Source organism: Luteibacter sp. PvP120 (genome assembly GCF_054055715.1).
This window is the reverse complement of sequence record NZ_JBSRXP010000001.1, coordinates 855,528-871,577: the sequence shown is the minus strand read 5'-3', so window position 1 is coordinate 871,577 and position 16,050 is coordinate 855,528. Positions and strand designations below refer to the sequence as shown.

The 16,050-nt window shown below is 65.4% G+C and carries 15 protein-coding genes; 8 read left to right on the top strand and 7 right to left on the bottom strand.

Annotated features, from left to right (window positions below):
• Positions 1–33 precede the first annotated feature (33 nt).
• The 3 genes from apbC (at position 34) to ACVKN3_RS03445 (ending at position 2,318) form a co-directional block, all read left to right on the top strand.
• Positions 34–1,119 carry an iron-sulfur cluster carrier protein ApbC gene (gene apbC, locus ACVKN3_RS03455; RefSeq protein ID WP_285401332.1) on the top strand — a complete coding sequence of 362 codons (1,086 nt, stop codon included), beginning with the start codon at positions 34–36 and terminating at the stop codon, positions 1,117–1,119.
• 56 nt (positions 1,120–1,175) lie between these two features.
• Positions 1,176–1,742 carry a dCTP deaminase gene (gene dcd / locus ACVKN3_RS03450; protein WP_285401330.1) on the top strand — a complete coding sequence of 189 codons (567 nt, stop codon included), beginning with the start codon at positions 1,176–1,178 and terminating at the stop codon, positions 1,740–1,742.
• Positions 1,743–1,826: 84 nt separating this feature from the next.
• On the top strand, positions 1,827–2,318 hold the full coding sequence (locus ACVKN3_RS03445; RefSeq protein WP_036140731.1) for a hypothetical protein: 492 nt from the start codon (positions 1,827–1,829) through the stop codon (positions 2,316–2,318).
• A 175-nt stretch (positions 2,319–2,493) separates the two neighbouring features.
• On the opposite strand, the gene ACVKN3_RS03440 is transcribed toward ACVKN3_RS03445, so the two are convergent.
• The gene (locus ACVKN3_RS03440; protein ID WP_354515871.1) at positions 2,494–2,907 is read right to left on the bottom strand and encodes an HIT family protein; all 414 of its coding nucleotides are present in this window, start codon (positions 2,905–2,907) and stop codon (positions 2,494–2,496) included.
• Positions 2,904–3,575 carry a dienelactone hydrolase family protein gene (locus ACVKN3_RS03435; protein ID WP_354515873.1) on the bottom strand — a complete coding sequence of 224 codons (672 nt, stop codon included), beginning with the start codon at positions 3,573–3,575 and terminating at the stop codon, positions 2,904–2,906. The genes ACVKN3_RS03440 and ACVKN3_RS03435 overlap by 4 nt, the downstream gene beginning before the upstream one ends.
• A gap of 153 nt (positions 3,576–3,728) precedes the next feature.
• Between ACVKN3_RS03435 and ACVKN3_RS03430 the strand changes: the two genes are divergently transcribed.
• The gene (locus tag ACVKN3_RS03430; RefSeq protein ID WP_354515875.1) at positions 3,729–4,022 is read left to right on the top strand and encodes a HigA family addiction module antitoxin; all 294 of its coding nucleotides are present in this window, start codon (positions 3,729–3,731) and stop codon (positions 4,020–4,022) included.
• Between the two features lie 295 nt (positions 4,023–4,317).
• Here ACVKN3_RS03430 and ACVKN3_RS03425 read toward each other — a convergent pair whose 3' ends face one another.
• From ACVKN3_RS03425 to ACVKN3_RS03415, 3 genes are all read right to left on the bottom strand, one after another.
• A complete protein-coding gene (locus tag ACVKN3_RS03425; protein WP_354515877.1) occupies positions 4,318–4,707 on the bottom strand; it encodes a VOC family protein in 390 nt (129 codons plus the stop codon).
• Between the two features lie 71 nt (positions 4,708–4,778).
• Positions 4,779–5,567 carry a helix-turn-helix domain-containing protein gene (locus ACVKN3_RS03420; RefSeq protein ID WP_456991224.1) on the bottom strand — a complete coding sequence of 263 codons (789 nt, stop codon included), beginning with the start codon at positions 5,565–5,567 and terminating at the stop codon, positions 4,779–4,781.
• 191 nt (positions 5,568–5,758) lie between these two features.
• Positions 5,759–7,012: a M35 family metallo-endopeptidase gene (locus ACVKN3_RS03415; protein WP_354515881.1), complete on the bottom strand. Its 1,254-nt coding sequence runs from the start codon at positions 7,010–7,012 to the stop codon at positions 5,759–5,761.
• 246 nt (positions 7,013–7,258) lie between these two features.
• Between ACVKN3_RS03415 and rimO the strand changes: the two genes are divergently transcribed.
• Both rimO and ACVKN3_RS03405 read left to right on the top strand, forming a co-directional pair.
• Positions 7,259–8,575: a 30S ribosomal protein S12 methylthiotransferase RimO gene (rimO, locus tag ACVKN3_RS03410; protein WP_354515883.1), complete on the top strand. Its 1,317-nt coding sequence runs from the start codon at positions 7,259–7,261 to the stop codon at positions 8,573–8,575.
• A gap of 4 nt (positions 8,576–8,579) precedes the next feature.
• Entirely contained in the window at positions 8,580–9,368 is a 789-nt protein-coding gene (locus ACVKN3_RS03405) for a DUF3025 domain-containing protein (protein WP_354515885.1), read from the top strand.
• Here the strand turns inward: ACVKN3_RS03405 and ACVKN3_RS03400 are convergent.
• Positions 9,357–10,010, bottom strand: a complete 654-nt coding sequence (locus ACVKN3_RS03400; protein WP_036140738.1) for a response regulator — start codon at positions 10,008–10,010, stop codon at positions 9,357–9,359. The genes ACVKN3_RS03405 and ACVKN3_RS03400 overlap by 12 nt on opposite strands.
• A 109-nt stretch (positions 10,011–10,119) precedes the next feature.
• Here ACVKN3_RS03400 and ACVKN3_RS03395 point away from each other — a divergent pair, with 109 nt between their 5' ends.
• On the top strand, positions 10,120–13,755 hold the full coding sequence (locus tag ACVKN3_RS03395) for an ATP-binding protein (protein WP_354515887.1): 3,636 nt from the start codon (positions 10,120–10,122) through the stop codon (positions 13,753–13,755).
• On the opposite strand, the gene greB is transcribed toward ACVKN3_RS03395, so the two are convergent.
• On the bottom strand, positions 13,746–14,246 hold the full coding sequence (gene greB, locus ACVKN3_RS03390; RefSeq protein ID WP_354515889.1) for a transcription elongation factor GreB: 501 nt from the start codon (positions 14,244–14,246) through the stop codon (positions 13,746–13,748). The genes ACVKN3_RS03395 and greB overlap by 10 nt on opposite strands.
• A 250-nt stretch (positions 14,247–14,496) precedes the next feature.
• Between greB and ACVKN3_RS03385 the strand changes: the two genes are divergently transcribed.
• Positions 14,497–16,038 (top strand): transglycosylase SLT domain-containing protein, encoded by a 1,542-nt coding sequence (locus ACVKN3_RS03385; RefSeq protein ID WP_285401309.1) that lies wholly within the window; start codon positions 14,497–14,499, stop codon positions 16,036–16,038.
• The last annotated feature ends 12 nt before the right edge of the window (positions 16,039–16,050 follow it).

The window sequence follows — 16,050 nt, the reverse complement described above, 5'->3', positions numbered from 1 at the left end:
ATGGGCAATCTTCGATTTTGCTCAACATCCCCCATGACCCAGCCCAGCGAAACCCTCGTGCGCGGTGTCCTCGACCGCGTCATCGACCCCTATTCGGGCCAGTCGCTCGGCGCCGCCGTGCGCGCCGTGGGCGTCGATGGCGACCGCGTGTCCGTCGATATCCAGCTCGGCTACCCCGCCGTCGGCTATGTCGAGCAGGCCACGACGCAGGCGCGCGAGGCGCTCGAAGCCGAGCCGGGCATCGCCGCGGCCGCCGTCTCGGTCGGCTGGCGGGTGCACCCGCACAAGGTGCAGGGCCAACTGGCGCCTATGCCGGGGGTGAAGAACATCATCGCCGTGGCCTCGGGCAAGGGCGGCGTGGGCAAGTCCACCGTTTCGGTCAACCTCGCGCTGGCCCTGGTCGCCGAAGGTGCCCGCGTCGGCATCCTCGATGCCGACATCTACGGCCCCAGCCAGCCCCGCATGCTGGGCCTGACCGGCAAGCCCGTGTCGCCGGACGGCAAGAGCATCCAGCCGATGCTGGCCCACGGCCTGCAGGCCATGTCCATCGGCGTGCTGATCGACGAGGACACGCCGATGATCTGGCGTGGCCCGATGGTCACCCAGGCCCTGATGCAGCTGCTCAACGACACCCGCTGGGACGACCTGGACTACCTGGTCATCGACCTGCCGCCCGGCACGGGCGACATCCAGCTCACCCTGTCGCAGAAGGTGCCCGTCTCCGGCGCGGTCATCGTCACCACCCCGCAGGACATCGCCCTGCTGGACGCGCGCAAGGCGCTGGGCATGTTCCGCAAGGTGGAAGTGCCGGTGCTGGGCGTCGTCGAGAACATGGCCACCCACATCTGCTCCGCCTGCGGCCACGAGGAACACATCTTCGGGCACGGCGGCGGCGCACGCATGGCCGCGGAGGCGGGCATCGCCTACCTCGGCGACCTTCCGCTGGATATCCGTATCCGCCAGCAGGCCGACGAGGGCACGCCCACGGTGGCCGCCATCCCCACCTCGGACCTGGCGGAGCGCTATCGCGCCATCGCCCGCTCCACGGCGGCGAAGCTGTCGCTGCAGGCGCGCAACAAGGCGATCTCGTTCCCCAAGATCGTCATCCAGAACACCTAAGTGGCGTCTTCGACGACGTTCCTATACCTTTCCGGCTCCAGCGAGGGAGACAGTACGTGAGCATCAAGTCCGACAAGTGGATCCGCCGCATGGCCGGGCAGCACGGCATGATCGAGCCCTTCGCGCCTGGTCAGGTGAAGGAGCGCGACGGCCACCGGCTGGTCTCCTATGGCACCTCCAGCTATGGCTACGACGTGCGCTGCGCCGACGAATTCAAGGTGTTCACCAACATCAACTCCACCATCGTGGACCCGAAGGCGTTCGACGAGCGCAGCTTCGTGGACATCAAGTCGGATGTCTGCATCATTCCGCCCAACTCGTTCGCGCTGGCCCGCACGGTGGAGTATTTCCGCATCCCCCGCCAGGTGCTGACGATCTGCCTGGGCAAGAGCACCTACGCGCGCTGCGGCATCATCGTCAACGTGACACCGCTGGAGCCCGAGTGGGAAGGCCACGTCACGCTGGAGTTCTCGAACACCACGCCGCTGCCCGCGAAGATCTACGCCAACGAAGGCGTCGCGCAGATGCTGTTCCTCGAGTCCGACGAAGAGTGCGAGGTGTCCTATGCCGATCGCGGCGGCAAGTACCAGGGCCAGCGCGGCGTGACCCTGCCGAGTACCTGAACGCCCGTGCCGTCCCAGCCGCGCGCGAGAAAGGCGCGGGGTAAACTTTCCCTCTTCATGAAACGCCGATCCACGGAGACACGCATGATCCGAGTTACCACCCTCCTGTCCCGCGCCGCCGCCGCGGTCCTGCTTGCCAGCCTGCTCGTGCTGGGCGGTTGCCATCGTGGCGTCTCCAAGAGCGACCACGTGCCGACCGAGCAAGGCCAGTTCGACGTCACCATCAAGGCCTACAAGAGCGGCCAGTTCGTGGTCGACAACGCCGTGCTTTCCGCGGCCGACACCGGCAGCCACTTCGCCTACCTGAAAGACCAGGGCAAGCTGCCCAAGACGGTGCTGCTGATCCCCAGCGACGACTCCAAGATCCGTGACATCCATCTCGGCTTCATGGCTCGCATGCAGCTGGATTATGGCTTTGCCGTGTACTACGACAAGAAGGGCGAGCTCACCCGCCTGAACGCCGTGGAAGAGAAGGCCCGCCAGCTCGAGGACACCCCGCAGAAGGCTAACCTGCCGGATCGCATGCAGGGCAAGGACGCCGCCAGCGGCGCCTACAACCCGCAGACCCAGCCGTAACCGCCGAAGGCGGCGGCTCGTCGCTAGTTCTTAGCGAGCTTGTAACGCAGAAGACGGGGCAGGTGCCATTGGCACCTGCCCCGTTGTCGTTTCGGCGATACGCCAGGTAGGTCATCGGCCGGCCACTGGGCTGGGCTGGGAACAGCCTCGGTGCCAGCGGCAGGCTTGATGCTGGCTACAATCCCAGCGCTTCCCTCAGTGCGTCGATCCACCGCTCGGCCTCGCCGGGCGGATACGCTTCAGCCTGGCCAAAACCCCACACCGGCCCCGGCCACGCCGCATCACCGGCGTTGCGCGCCACCACATGCACGTGCAATTGCCGGACGATATTGCCCAGCGCACCGATATTGAGCTTTTCGCACGGCGCCACGGCACGCAGGGCGGCGCCGGCCAGGCTGGCTTCCTGCCAGAGCCGGGCCTGGTCGTCCGCATCCAGGTCCGACACCTCGATCCTGCCCGCCTTGCGCGGCACCAGCACCAGCCAGGGGTACCGCGCGTCGCGCATCAGCAGCACACGGCTCAAGGGCAGGTCGCCGACGACAAGGGTGTCGCCGGCCAGCCGGGCATCGAGGGTGAAGCCGTCACTCATGCCAGTTCGCGGGCGAAGAACGCCAGGGTGCGCTCCCAGGCCAGCTTGGCGCTCGGCTCGTCGTAGCTGCCGCGGACATCGCAATTGAAGCCGTGGTCGGCCGGATAGACCCAGGTATGCATCTCGGGCTTCAGCTCACGGTGCTTTTCCACCATGTCCGGTGGGATGGAGTGGTCGCGTTCGCCGAAGTGGAAGATCACGTTGGCCTTGGCCGGCTCGCTCAGGAACGGCACATTGCGCGCACCGTAGTAGCTGGCCGAGGGCAGGCCCAGGCGCAGGGCGGCCAGCATTGAGACGGTGCCGCCCCAGCAGTAGCCCACCGTGCCCACCTTGACCTTGTACTGCTCGGCGATCAGCTTGGCGGCGATGGCGACGTCCTGCAGGGGACGCAGCAGGCCCAGTTCGCCGATCAGCTTGATGCCCTTCTGCATGCCGTCGTGGTCGTAGCCCAGTTCCACGCCCTTTTCCACGGGGTCGAACAGTGCCGGGGCGATGGCGACATAGCCCTCGGCGGCAAAGCGGTCGGCCACGCTGCGGATATGCGCGTTGACGCCGAAGATCTCCTGGATCACCACCACGCCACCCTTCGGCGTGCCGGCGGGCCCGGCGATGTAGGCGTCCATGCTCTCGTGCGGGCGGGAGGTGTCGAGGATAAGGGTGCGGCCCATTGAAGGTCTCCGGAAGAGTGGGTAAGGAGACAAGGGTAACCTGTAGGCATGTCGCCGGGATGTGCGGGGCGGTGCCGGACAGCAACGATGAAGTAGATATCGCGATATCTTACGTATATCGTTTACCGATATACGATAAGGATGCGGCGTACGATGTCGACGAAGCGAATGCCGATACACCCTGGCGAGATCCTTCGCGAGGAATACCTAGTTCCGTTGCAGCTTTCCGCGAATGCGCTGGCGAAGGCCATCGGCGTCACTGCGACTCGCGTGAACGAAATCGTTAACGAGCGTCGTGGCATCACGGCCGATACGGCTTTGCGGCTGGCACGATACTTCGGTACCGACGCACAGAGCTGGCTCAACCTGCAGCAGCACTACGAACTGGAGTGCGCGCAGCGATCACTGGGGCCGGTTCTGGCAAAGATCCATCCTCGCGCGGCATGATGCGATCGATATCCCGATACGGATTCCAGGTCGAGCTTGCGACCGAAATCTCTGCCAGGAAACTGCCCCCAAGGAGACGCTGCCATGTTTTCAGTGTTCACGGACCTGACGATCTTTCAAGCCATCATGATCGGCTGCGCAGTGCTGACAGGCGGGGTTATCTTCGCTCTCCTGAAGCATGTCCCGAAGACGCCTGCAACACGGCGACTTCGGGGTATCACGACGTTCCTGGCTTTCGTGCTTATTGCCACATCGATCTGTGAGAGGTTGGGTTGGATCCACTGAGGCGAAGGTCTTACCCAGCCATGGGTGAACAGATTTCAACCAGGCACCCGTTGATATCGCGCACGTACCCGACGCGCTGGCCCCAGGGCTTTGCCTCGACCGCCTTGAGCGCCAATGCACCTGCTTCGACGGCCTGGCTATAACCCTGCTCGGGTGCCTCGGTAACAAGGCATATCTCGAAGCCGGCAGAAAGCTCGCTCCTGCTATTCGGACGAATGGCGACGCCGTTGAGTTCCGCCATCGATTCGCCGGCGAAACTGAGCGTGGTCTCGCCGGTCGCCATCTCCGCATACAAGCCACTCTCGTGGACGAAGCGACGTTGCAGGCCAAAGGCGCGTTCGTAGAATTCCACCGTCGCCGTGACGTCCGGCACGTAAATGATCGTATAGCCCAAGCGCATCGTAATCTCCCGTGGTGATGGCGTGCAGCGTGGAGCACTTCAACTCGCCCGGCTTGAACAAATCGGCCACGTCATTCGATCGACATGCCGACCAGTACCAGCGGCGGCCTGCTGCCGGGAGTAAAGCCCCCATGGCGCCGAAACTCACGTGTCATATGAGCCTGGTCGCTGTAGCCGCTTTCGATCGCCGCATGGGCCGGAGCGAGCGGCCCTGACGCATCGTTGAGAAGTCGCATGGCGCGCTGGAAGCGCACGACAGCGGAAAACGCCTTGAACGACAGTCCTACTGCAAGTGTCAACTGACGTCTCAGCGTTCTTTCCGGCACGACGACAACGCGGGCGACCTCATCGAGCCGGAGGCGTCCACCGGATGCCTGAATGACGGTGATTGCACGCCGGACCGTCGCGTTAGGTCGCTGCGCCAGGGCCGCTCGCCGATGCGCGAACGCACTCAAGGCAGCCGCCAGTGCGGACGGCGTTCGAGCGTCGCCGATCGCTCCGCCGTCCAAGCCAAGTGCGGTTTCGGCCGCTTCGCCGATCAAGGCGCTGTCAGTAAGCGACGCAGGAGCGATGCCGAGACATGGCCCACCCCAACCGGGTCGGAAACGTACGCCCAGGAAGCGGTCGCCGGCCGACACAGCGACCTCCGCCCAACGCCGGGCGGGCCCGACGATCAACAATTTCACATGAGCAAGTCCGCTCCCTCCATCGCCCCGGAAAGCGACGATGAGGTCCATCCGGCCATCCGGGAGCACAATGTGCGTACCTTCAGTAGACGCCGTGAAAGTCCACTCCGCTTCGATCGCCCCCGAAGAAAGAATCGGGAGAAGCTGTTCCTGATAGTCTGACGGCCATGGCATACGCGAGAGTCTGCCGCCTTTGGGTAATTTCCCGTAACAGCTGCCCGCTGATGCGATGGGCATCTTAGGCATTTACCGGTCGAAGTTGAGTTGCTAGCGAGGATTATTGCCTGGCGCAGACTGGCATGTTTCCTTTAAGGATCTGACTCCTGGACGATTTATGCATCCGTTGTTTGCTATTTCTGCGTGGCCTACCTTTCCGTTATCGTATTTTCCAGCAGCGGCGCAGCAGCTGTCTTGTCTTTGGACATACGCACTGCTTCGGCGTAGTAAGCGTAATTGTCGGCATTAATTATCGCCATAGTGCGATCAGTGGCTGCCAGGGCTTTCGCCTTAATACGCCCATAGCCTTGCGGTTGATCACCAATATACGGGCCGTTACTGTCGCTATGGTGGGCGTTCTCGTGAAGGATGATTATTACCTGGCTATCGACTCCATAGGTGGAAAATGGGAGTCGAAAGAAGAGCGAGCACATGTGTGTGACGCTTTCTTCTGTCCAGGCTGCGGCACCTTTAGCCTCAGCGGCATCTGAACAGCCGCAGGAGTAACGATCGTCAAGATTGACGCGATTGTTGATTGCGCTTGTCACGTGCAACGGAAAGAAGTCTCCTGAATCCCAAACCTGCTGAAGCTGTGGAACGCTTGGAAAGCCGGGGCTGTCGTTCAATGGAGCACCAAACCACGTGGTATACATCGCGTCAGACGCAATGGATGGCTTCCACGAAATCTTGCCGTCGACTACCGAGTGTCTTACGTTGAAGAGAGAGTTGGCTGCAGATTTGCCGTAAAATGCCCAGCTGGAAGCAGTGTTTCGTGCGGCATTGATTGGAGTGGCTTGTTCACTTGTGCACGTGGTATCTGGCCCTGTGGCTAGTGTGCCCAATGAGGATGGAGCAGTGATTTTATATGAAGTACGCAACGCTCGCTCGCGGCTCAGGAGGCTGGAGTTGGCGTAAATTTGCAACTCGTTACTGGGAACCATCGTGTACGACACCTCATCCGGGTTCCAATCGCTCACTTCAATGTACGGCTGGGAATAGCTTAGCTTATAAGCGCCACCCTTAATGTCGTAGTTCATCGCAAGGTCGACATCTGCACTCATTGTCTGCCCTGGGTTAATTGTCCAGAACCTAACGTCTTTTTCCCTTGTCGCGACGCGTGTTGCGCGGCCCGTATACGCCACAGTTTCTCCTGGGGCTGAAACGACTTTCACTATATTGTTCCACAGGTGTCCGTTGTCGGAATCGAGTGGGCTATCTACTTTTGGAAGCAATAGAGGACGGCCTGAGCGGTTTGTTACGTTGACCGTTACAAAAGCCATCTCGGCTTTCTCTCGCGAGGCCGGTTGTTTCAACACGACTTCCAATGGATCGACTGCACTTAATGCTGTCAGAGGGAGGGTGGCAAGAAACACGAGGACCGAAGATTTTATTTTTTTCAACATAGCACTTGTCCTTGATTGTAAAAGCTACCGGACGCGTCTATGCCCGGCGTTGCGCAGGTGATTTGTTACAAATAGGGTATCCGAGAGGGACGTAGGCTTGGACTTAAATTCGGCTAGGGTTTCACCTTTGTAAATCAGGAAGCCGCTACGTCACGCGTCTTGCTAACTGTCAGCCTGATAGCCCCTCTCCCTGTCCGCCAACCCGCTATAATGCCCGGCTTCCCTATACCCCCGGTACCCACGGCAATGTCCCAGGCCGCTCCCAAAGTCGGTTTCGTCAGCCTCGGCTGCCCGAAAGCCCTCGTCGATTCCGAACGCATCCTCACCCAGCTGAAGGTCGAGGGCTACGAGATCGTGCCCAGCTACGGCGAGGCGGATGCCGTGGTGGTCAACACCTGCGGCTTCATCGACTCCGCGGTGCAGGAGTCGCTCGACGCCATCGGCGAGGCGCTCCACGAGAACGGCAAGGTGATCGTTACCGGCTGCCTGGGCAAGCGCTCCGAGCTGATCCGCGAAAGCTACCCCGAGGTGCTGGCCATCTCCGGTCCGCAGGATTACGCCAGCGTGATGAGCGCGGTGCATCAGGCCATTCCGCCGGTGCGCAATCGCTTCCTCGACCTGGTGCCGGACACCGGGGTGAAACTGACGCCCAAGCACTACGCGTACCTGAAGATTTCCGAGGGCTGCAACCACCGTTGCAGCTTCTGCATCATTCCCTCCATGCGCGGCGACCTGGTCAGCCGCCCGGTGGACGAGGTGCTGCTTGAGGCCGAGAAGCTGGCGCGTGGGGGGGTGAAGGAACTGCTGGTCATTTCGCAGGACACCAGCGCTTATGGCGTGGACGTGCGCTACGCCGAGCGAGAGTGGCGCGGCAAGGCCTATCGCACGCGCATGACGGAGCTGTGCCAGGGCCTGTCCGAACTGGGCATCTGGACCCGCCTGCACTACGTCTACCCGTACCCGCACGTGGACGAGATCATGCCGCTGATGGCGGAGGGCAAGATCCTCCCGTACCTGGACATCCCGTTCCAGCACGCCAGCCCGCGCATCCTCAAGCTGATGAAGCGCCCGGGCAACGTCGAGCGCACCCTGGAGCGCGTGCAGGCGTGGCGCCGCGAGGTGCCCGACCTCACCATCCGCAGCACCTTCATCGTCGGTTTCCCCGGCGAGACGGACCAGGAATTCCAGGAACTGCTCGGATTCCTGCGTGAAGCCGAGCTGGATCGGGTCGGCGCGTTCGCCTATTCGCCGGTGGACGGTGCGAAGGCCAACGACCTGCCGGGCCAGATCGACGAGGAACTGAAGGAAGACCGCCTGGAGCAGTTCATGGCGGTGCAGGCCGAGATCTCCGCTGCCAAGTTGCAGCGCAAGGTCGGCCGGACCATCAAGGTGCTGATCGACGAGATCGACGCCGACGGCGCGTGGGGTCGCTCCAGTGCCGATGCCCCGGAAATCGACGGCGCCGTGCGCATCGACGACGGCCAGCTGCTCAAGCCCGGCCAGTTCGTCGACGTGGTGGTCGAGGAAGCCGACGCCCACGACCTCTACGGTCGCCTGGCCTGAGCCCATGCGGTACGTGGCGCCGACGCGGCAGTCGCTCGAGCGGAGCGTGCTCGCGTCGCCGCCGCTGTCGTGCTGGCGCGACTACGCCACGCTGCTGGGTGGGGAGGCGTGGCCCGATATCGCAGCCCTGAACGCGCTGCTGCCGGCAGACGCCGACGTGCACTTCGTCACCCAGGACAAGGCGCTGCTGGACGACGGCTTGCACTACGAGGAACGCATCGCGTATCGCCGCGCCATCGCCACGCGGCCGGACAACTGGCACGACCTGCTCAATGCCCTGGTATGGCTGCGCTATCCGGCGCTGAAGCGCGCGCTCAATGCGCGGCAGATGGCGGAGATCGCCGTGATGGGGCCGCGGGAGCGCTCACGGCCGCAATGCGCCCTGACGCATTTCGACGAGGCGGGGATGATCGTCACGCTGCGTGAGCCGGCCATGCTGGCGGCCTGGGATGCCCACGACTGGACCACGCTGTTCTGGACGCACCGCGAAGCGTGGCTGACCGGCGGGGCCCGCGTCGAGGTGTTCGGTCATGCCTTGCTGGAGCACGCACTGACGCCCGGCAAGCTGCTGGTCGGCAAGGCCCTTGTGGTGACGGGAGAGGGCGATGCGCGGGCGATCTGCGCGGACGCCATCGCCGCCGGCAGCGTCCTCAACGACCCGCAGGAACTGAGGCCACTGCCGGTGTCCGGCGTGCCCGGCTGGCATGTCGAGACGGATCGGCCGTCGTTCTACACAACGGCACCGTGTTTCCAGCCCCTCCGCGAAGGCCGGACCTACCCGTTACCGCTTTGACGCGGGGTCAGCCAGGCCGTGATCGCGCACGTAGTCGCCCAGCAGGCTGTCGTGGTCGACGCCCAGCTTGCGCATGGCGTCGCGCTTCTGCCGGCTGATGGTCTTCACCGACTTGCCCTCGCGGTCGGCGATCTGTTGCAGCGACATGCCGGCGACGAAGGCGCGGATGACTTCCGTTTCGCGCGGGGATAGCGGCGCACCCGGCATGGCCACCGAGGTGTCGTCAGCCTCGTTGAGGATGTCGAGCAGGGTTTCGCTGAGGTAGGTTTCACCGTCCGCGACGGCGCGCGCGGCCGTGGCCAGTTCGTCCATCGGGGCGCGCTTGTCGACGATGCCGCGCGCGCCGCGCCCCAGCATGGATTGCAGGGCCGCCGGACGGTTGATCATCGTCAGCACGATGAGCGCGACATGCGGATAATCCCGGTTGATCGTTTCCAGGAGGGGAAATCCATCGTCCTGCCGATCGCTCGGCATGAGAAAATCCGTAATGACGACATCGCAGGCGCGGTCGGCCAGCATGGCCAGGAGTTCGTCCGCGGCCTTGGCCGCACCGACCACTTCGACGTGCGCGTTCTCCAGCGCAAGCCGCCCCCCAACAAGAACGAGGGGGTGATCGTCTGCCAGAATGACCTTGAGTGGCATGCCTTGCGTTCTCCTGAATACGTTGCGATACAGCGGGCTTCGACTCGATTATGCCCATGAAGGTTACCTTGACGAAGCCTCCCGTGTGATCCGACGCCTGTTCCCGTTAATGCTGCTTGTGCTCGCCCGCATGGCCATGGCCATGCCGGATGTGCCGTTGCGCCCTGCCGACGCGGAATGGCTGCGCCATCATCCGGTGCTCATCGTGGGCGCGTATCCGGAGGGGTACCCGCCTTTCGAGGAACTGCGCGACGGCGAGCTGGAAGGCCTGGGCCCGGATTACCTGCGCGAACTGGCCGGCGAGCTGGGCGTGACGCTACAGACGCGGGAATACCCCAGCTGGCCGGCGTTGCTGGCCGCCCTGGCGAAAGGCGAGATCGACGTGGCGACCTCGGTCACCCCGCTCGAACAGGGCATGCCGGGTATCCGTGTGGGCGCCACGTACTTCGAATCGCTTCCCGCGCTGGTGGAGCGCATCGATGCGCCCATCGTCCATCGACCGGGCGACCTGCGCGGCAAGCGGCTGGCGGTGCACACCGGGTATTTCGACATCGCCGCGCTGCGCCGCGAGTTGCCCGATACCACGCTGGTGGAGACGGCCTCCACCGCGGAGGCGCTGGGCCGGGTAAGCCGGGGCGATGTGGATGCCTACCTGGACAACCCTTATTCGGCACGCGAGTTCGTCGCGCGCCTGCGCCTGGACCACGAATTGCGCGTCGGCAGCCCCGTGGCCCTGCCGATCAGCGCGCTGGCCTTCGCGGTGCCGGCCTCCCGTGCACCGCTGGGCCGCGCGCTTGATCACGCCCTGGGCGAACTCACGGCCGCCGACCACGGCCGCCTGCGCGCGCGCTGGGTGGGGCGCGACATCGCTCCGCGGCCCCGCGAGGCCGGCATTCCACTGAGCGAGAAGGAAAAAGACTGGCTGCGGGCGCTGCCGCCCTTGCGCCTGGGCGTGGACCCCAGCTACGCGCCTTTCAGCCTGATCACCGGGCGCGGCGAGGCGGAGGGGCTGTCGCTGGATTACGTGCGCGAGATTGCGGCGGAGCTGGGCATCCGGGTCACCCAGGTGCCCAGCGAGAACTGGGCCGGCACCGTGGAGCGCGTACATCGTGGCGAGGTGGACGTCGTGGCCGCGATCAATCCGCAGAGCGCCACGGCACCGTTCCTGGAGCCGAGCGTGCCCTACCTCGATTTCCCGATCATGATCGTCACCCGCGAAGGCGCGCCTACGATCGCCGGTCGCGACGACCTCGCGGGCAAGCGCGTGCTGGGCAACACCACCCGTGAGCCGATCCGCCGGCTGCTGTCGCGCATCCCGGGCGTCCAGATCGTCTCCGTCGACACCGAGGCGGAGGGCCTGCGTCGGCTGGCGGCAGGCGAGGGCGACGCGTTCGTCGGCAACCTGGCTTCCGTCGATTACCTGATCCGCGACAACTTTCTCGGCCAGCTCAAGGTGGCCGCACCCACCGGCGACAACGAGGCCATCGCCATCGGCGTGCGGCGTGAACTCGCGCCGCTGGTGCCGCTGGTCAACCGTGTGCTGGTCAACCTGTCGACGCACCGCCAGCAGGAGATCCGCAACACCTGGTTCGCCTCGCACTACGTGGTCGGGCCCACCTGGCGCGAGATCGCCGGGCGCGTGGCGCCGTTCGTGGCAGTGCTGCTGGCCTCGTTGATCGCGATCAGCTACGCCTACCTCAACCTGCGCCGTGAGACACGCCGGCGCGAACGCACGGAGCGGCGCCTCGCCGAGGTCACCGCGCACGTGCCTGCCGTGGTGTACGAAGCGGTGCGCGGTCTCGACGGCACCTATGCCATGGCCTACGTGGGCGGCGATCCGCAAAGCATCCTCGGCATGGAGCCCGGCCAGTTGCTGGCCGCGGGCGAGGCCATGCTGGCACCCGTGCCGGAAGACGATCGTGAGGCCCTGCGCGCCGCCTTCGAGCGCTCGGCGCGTGAGCTCACGCCGTTGCATGTCACTGTGCGCGCGCACGTCGGCGGACGCACGCGTTACCTCAGCTCCGACGCGGTCCCGCTGGCGGCCGCCGACGGCAGCGTGCGCTGGAACGGCTACTGGGTGGATGTAACCGCGCAGGAGCTGGCATCGCGCGGCATGGCGCATGCACGCGACGAAGCCGAGGCCGCCACGCGTGCCAAGAGCGACTTCCTGGCCACGATCAGCCACGAGATCCGCACGCCGATGAACGGCGTGATCGGCCTGCTCGACGTGCTGGAACGCACGTCGCTGGATACCGACCAGCGCAAGATGGTCTCGACCATCGAGCACTCGGCGGAAGCCCTGCTGCACATCCTCGACGACGTGCTGGATTTCTCGAAGATCGAAGCCGGGCACCTCACCTTCGACCCGCGTCCGGCCGATCCTCGCGGCATCGTCGAAGGCGCCATGGCGATCATGGCGGCACAGGCGGAATCCAAGGGCCTGCGCCTGGAAGCCTCGTTCGACCCAGCGCTGGCCCCGGCCGTCACCGTCGACGACGGGCGCCTGCGCCAGGTGTTGCTCAACCTGCTGGGCAATGCGATCAAGTTCACGGTGGAGGGCTCGGTGCTCATGGCGGTGCACGTGGATGAACACCACGGCGCACGCCAGCGCCTGCGTTTCGTCGTGCGCGACACCGGCATCGGCATCCATGCGGCCAAGTTGCGGCACGTGTTCGCGCCGTTCAGCCAGGCCGAATCCTCGACCACCCGCCGCTTCGGCGGCACCGGCCTGGGCCTGACCATCGCCCGGCGACTGGTCGAGCGCATGGGCGGGCACATCGTCATCGAGAGCGAGCCGGGGCAGGGCACCACGGTCACCGTCACCCTGGAACTGATGATCGCCGAGGTGCCAGTGCCCACGCAGGCCCAGAACGGCGATGCGCCCGTATCGCCCGTACCGGCGCGCGATGCGCGGATCCTCCTGGCGGAGGACCACCCGGTAAACCAGGAACTGGTTCGCGTGCAGCTGGCTTTGCGCGGCTACCGCTGCGATGTGGTGGACGACGGCGTGGCTGCGCTGGAGGCACTGGCCACGCGGGAGTACGACTTGTTGCTGGTGGACTGCCACATGCCGCGTATGGACGGCTATGCGGTGGCGCAGGAGGTGCGTCGCCGCGAGGCGGGCGGCTCGCGCCGGCTCCCCATCGTGGCGATGACCGCGGATGCGCGCGCCGAGCAGCACGAATTGTGTCGGGCCGCCGGCATGGACGACCTGCTGCGCAAGCCGATCCGGCTCGAAGCCTTCCACGCGGCCGTCGCCCGCTGGCTCGGCGACACCGGGGTACCGCTCGCCGACGATCGCGTGGCCCCGTCGAGCGTCGTGCCCGTTGGCGCCGGGATGTCCGGCGTCGACGCATCGGACACCGACGAGGGCATACCCGATGTGGACATGGACCGGATGCGTCGCGCGTTCGGTTCGGACGAAAACATCGCCAGCGTCATCGATGCCGGCGTGCACGCCACGCGCGAGGCGCTGGCGCGGTTGGATGCGGTCGCCGTGGATGCCCACACCGAGGCCGTGGCCGGCTGGATTCATCACGTGCTCGGGGGCGTGCACGTGTTCGGGCACTCGCCGGTGGGTCACCGGGGCGAACGCATGGAGCTCGCCCTGCGTGAAGGCGCCGCGGTGGACGACGACGCGTTACGCGACTTCGCGGCGGATGTCGCCACGTTCACCGATGGGTTGGAGCGCCTCGCGATTCGCCTGCGCCGGAACGCGCCCGCCCCGCCGGACGCTCAGTCGTAGGACACGTCCATGATCGCGAAGCGCGTGCGCCCGCCGGGCAGTTCCGCGTCGAACTCGTCGTCCAGGCGTTTCTTCAGCACGGCGCGAGCCATGGGCGAGTCGATGCTGATCCAGCCCTTGCGGGCATCGGTCTCGTCGGGCCCGACGATGCGATAACGCACCGTCTCGCCGCTTTCCACGTTTCCCAGGGTCATCGTGGCGCCGAAGAACACGGCGTCGCGTTGCGAGGGGGCGGCCTCGACCACCTTCAGTGCCGGGATGCGCTTGCTGAGGTAGCGCGCGCGACGGTCGATCTCGCCGAGCTGCTTCTTCCGGTAGGTGTACTCGGCGTTTTCCGACCGATCGCCCTCGGCGGCGGCCGCGGCCAGCGCCTTGACCACCTCGGGCCGCACGGTGTGCCACAGGTGGTCCAGTTCGGCCTTCAGGCGTTCGAAGCCCTCCCGCGTGATGATCGCGGTGGACGAGGGGGAGGGTGGGCGCCAGCGACTCATGGCGTGGCCTTCGGAACCAGGGGCATGCGCGCGCCGCCGCCCAGCGCATAGCGGACGCCGGTCAGGGCTCGCTGCGGGAAAAGTGTGTCGGCATCGGCGAGGGCGTGGCGCGGCATGGCTAATCCTTAAGAATCTCCTGAACAAGTGTACGCAACGATATGCCGTTACGAGAAAAATCGTCATATGCCCGCTTGAGTCCGGGGCGTGCGGCGGGTAACGTGGCCGCCACTGCCTGACCCTGAGTCCCTACATGTCCTTTCGCGTGCCGCGTCCGCTTCTCTTGCTTCCCCTGGCGGTCCTCGCCGGTTGCGCTTCCAGCGGCGGTACACCGCGCGCGGGCAAGGTCACGCCCCAGGTCAATGCCCTCTACGACCGCATGAACCAGGCCAGCAAGGGCTACGAGGCGGCCATCGACCAGGCTCGCCGCGGCGATACCCCGCAGGCGGCGCAAACGCGCAAGCAGGCCCTCGACCAGCTCAAGGATGCCTCCGCCCGCTGCAGCCTTACGCCGGGCTGCGATCCGCAGCGTTTCGCCGCCGTCTTCGACCGGCTGCTGCGCCTGAAGGACGGCAGCTTCATCGAGGGCGAGGACGCCGACGATACCGAGCAGGGTGCCGAGGTGGGCGTACAGCCCGGCGACGCCAACCTGCCCGGCTCGGTGGCGGTCGGCTCGCTGCCCGCGGCGCAGCGCAGCGTCACCATGTTGAAGGGCCACCAGTTTTCCGACCTGATGGTGATGAACGGTCCGGTCAAGGCGGCGCTGGAGCTGTGGCTGACGCAGCTGCGGCCCAACCTGATGGACGCCTACGTCAACTACCAGATGATGCGTTACAAGATGTGGCCGGCCTACAAGAAGGCCGACCTTCCCGAGGCGCTGCTGTTCGGCATCATGGCCAAGGAATCCGGCGGCAAGGTGCACGCGGTCTCGCGCTCGGGCGCGTCGGGCCCCCTGCAGTTCATGTACGCCACGGGCCTGCGTTTCGGCCTCAGCAACGCCGACGGCTTCGACCAGCGCTTCGATCCGACCATGGCCGCGCAGGCCAACGCGGAGTACATCGACGAACAGCTGGCCGCGTTCAACAACAACCTGGAAATGACCCTGGCCGCCTATAACGGCGGGGAAGGGCGCATGCGCCGCATTGCCGCCGGCAGCCCGGGTGCCAGCTTCTACGATCCGCAGATCTACGGGCAGATGTCGGCCGAAACCCGCGACTACGTGCCCATGGTGCTGGCCGCCGCCTGGCTGTTCCTGCATCCGGACAGCTACCACCTGCGCTGGCCGAAGATCGACGGTGAGCCGGGCCAGATCGTGCTCAAGCGACCGGCCTCGCTGTCGGAGCTGACCATCTGCCTGGGCTCTTCGCAGGACATGCCCGAGGGCTGGTTCCGCACGCTGCGCAACCTCAACCCGCGCCTCGACCCGCAGATCAGCCAGCCGGTGGGTGCGCGCCTGGAGGTCCCCAAGCAACTGGAGAAAGCCTACGCGTCCAGCTGCGCCGACGGCCCCTGGCCGATCCTCGCGTCCGACCTGCACAACGCGGCAAAGATCGTCGCGCCGCCGCCGCCCGCCGCGACCTCGGCCGCTCTGGCCGGTGGCGGATCCTCGTCGTCCTCGTCGTCGCGGGCGTCATCGTCCGCCTCGCGCAGCTACACCGTGCGCAGCGGCGACACGCTGGTCAGCATCGCGCGCAAGAGCAGCTGCGCGGATGTCGAGGACATCGCCCGCATGAACGGCCTCAGGGGCCACCAGTTGAAGGTAGGGCAGTCCATCCGCGTGCCGGTCTGCCGGTAAGCGGGAAATGCC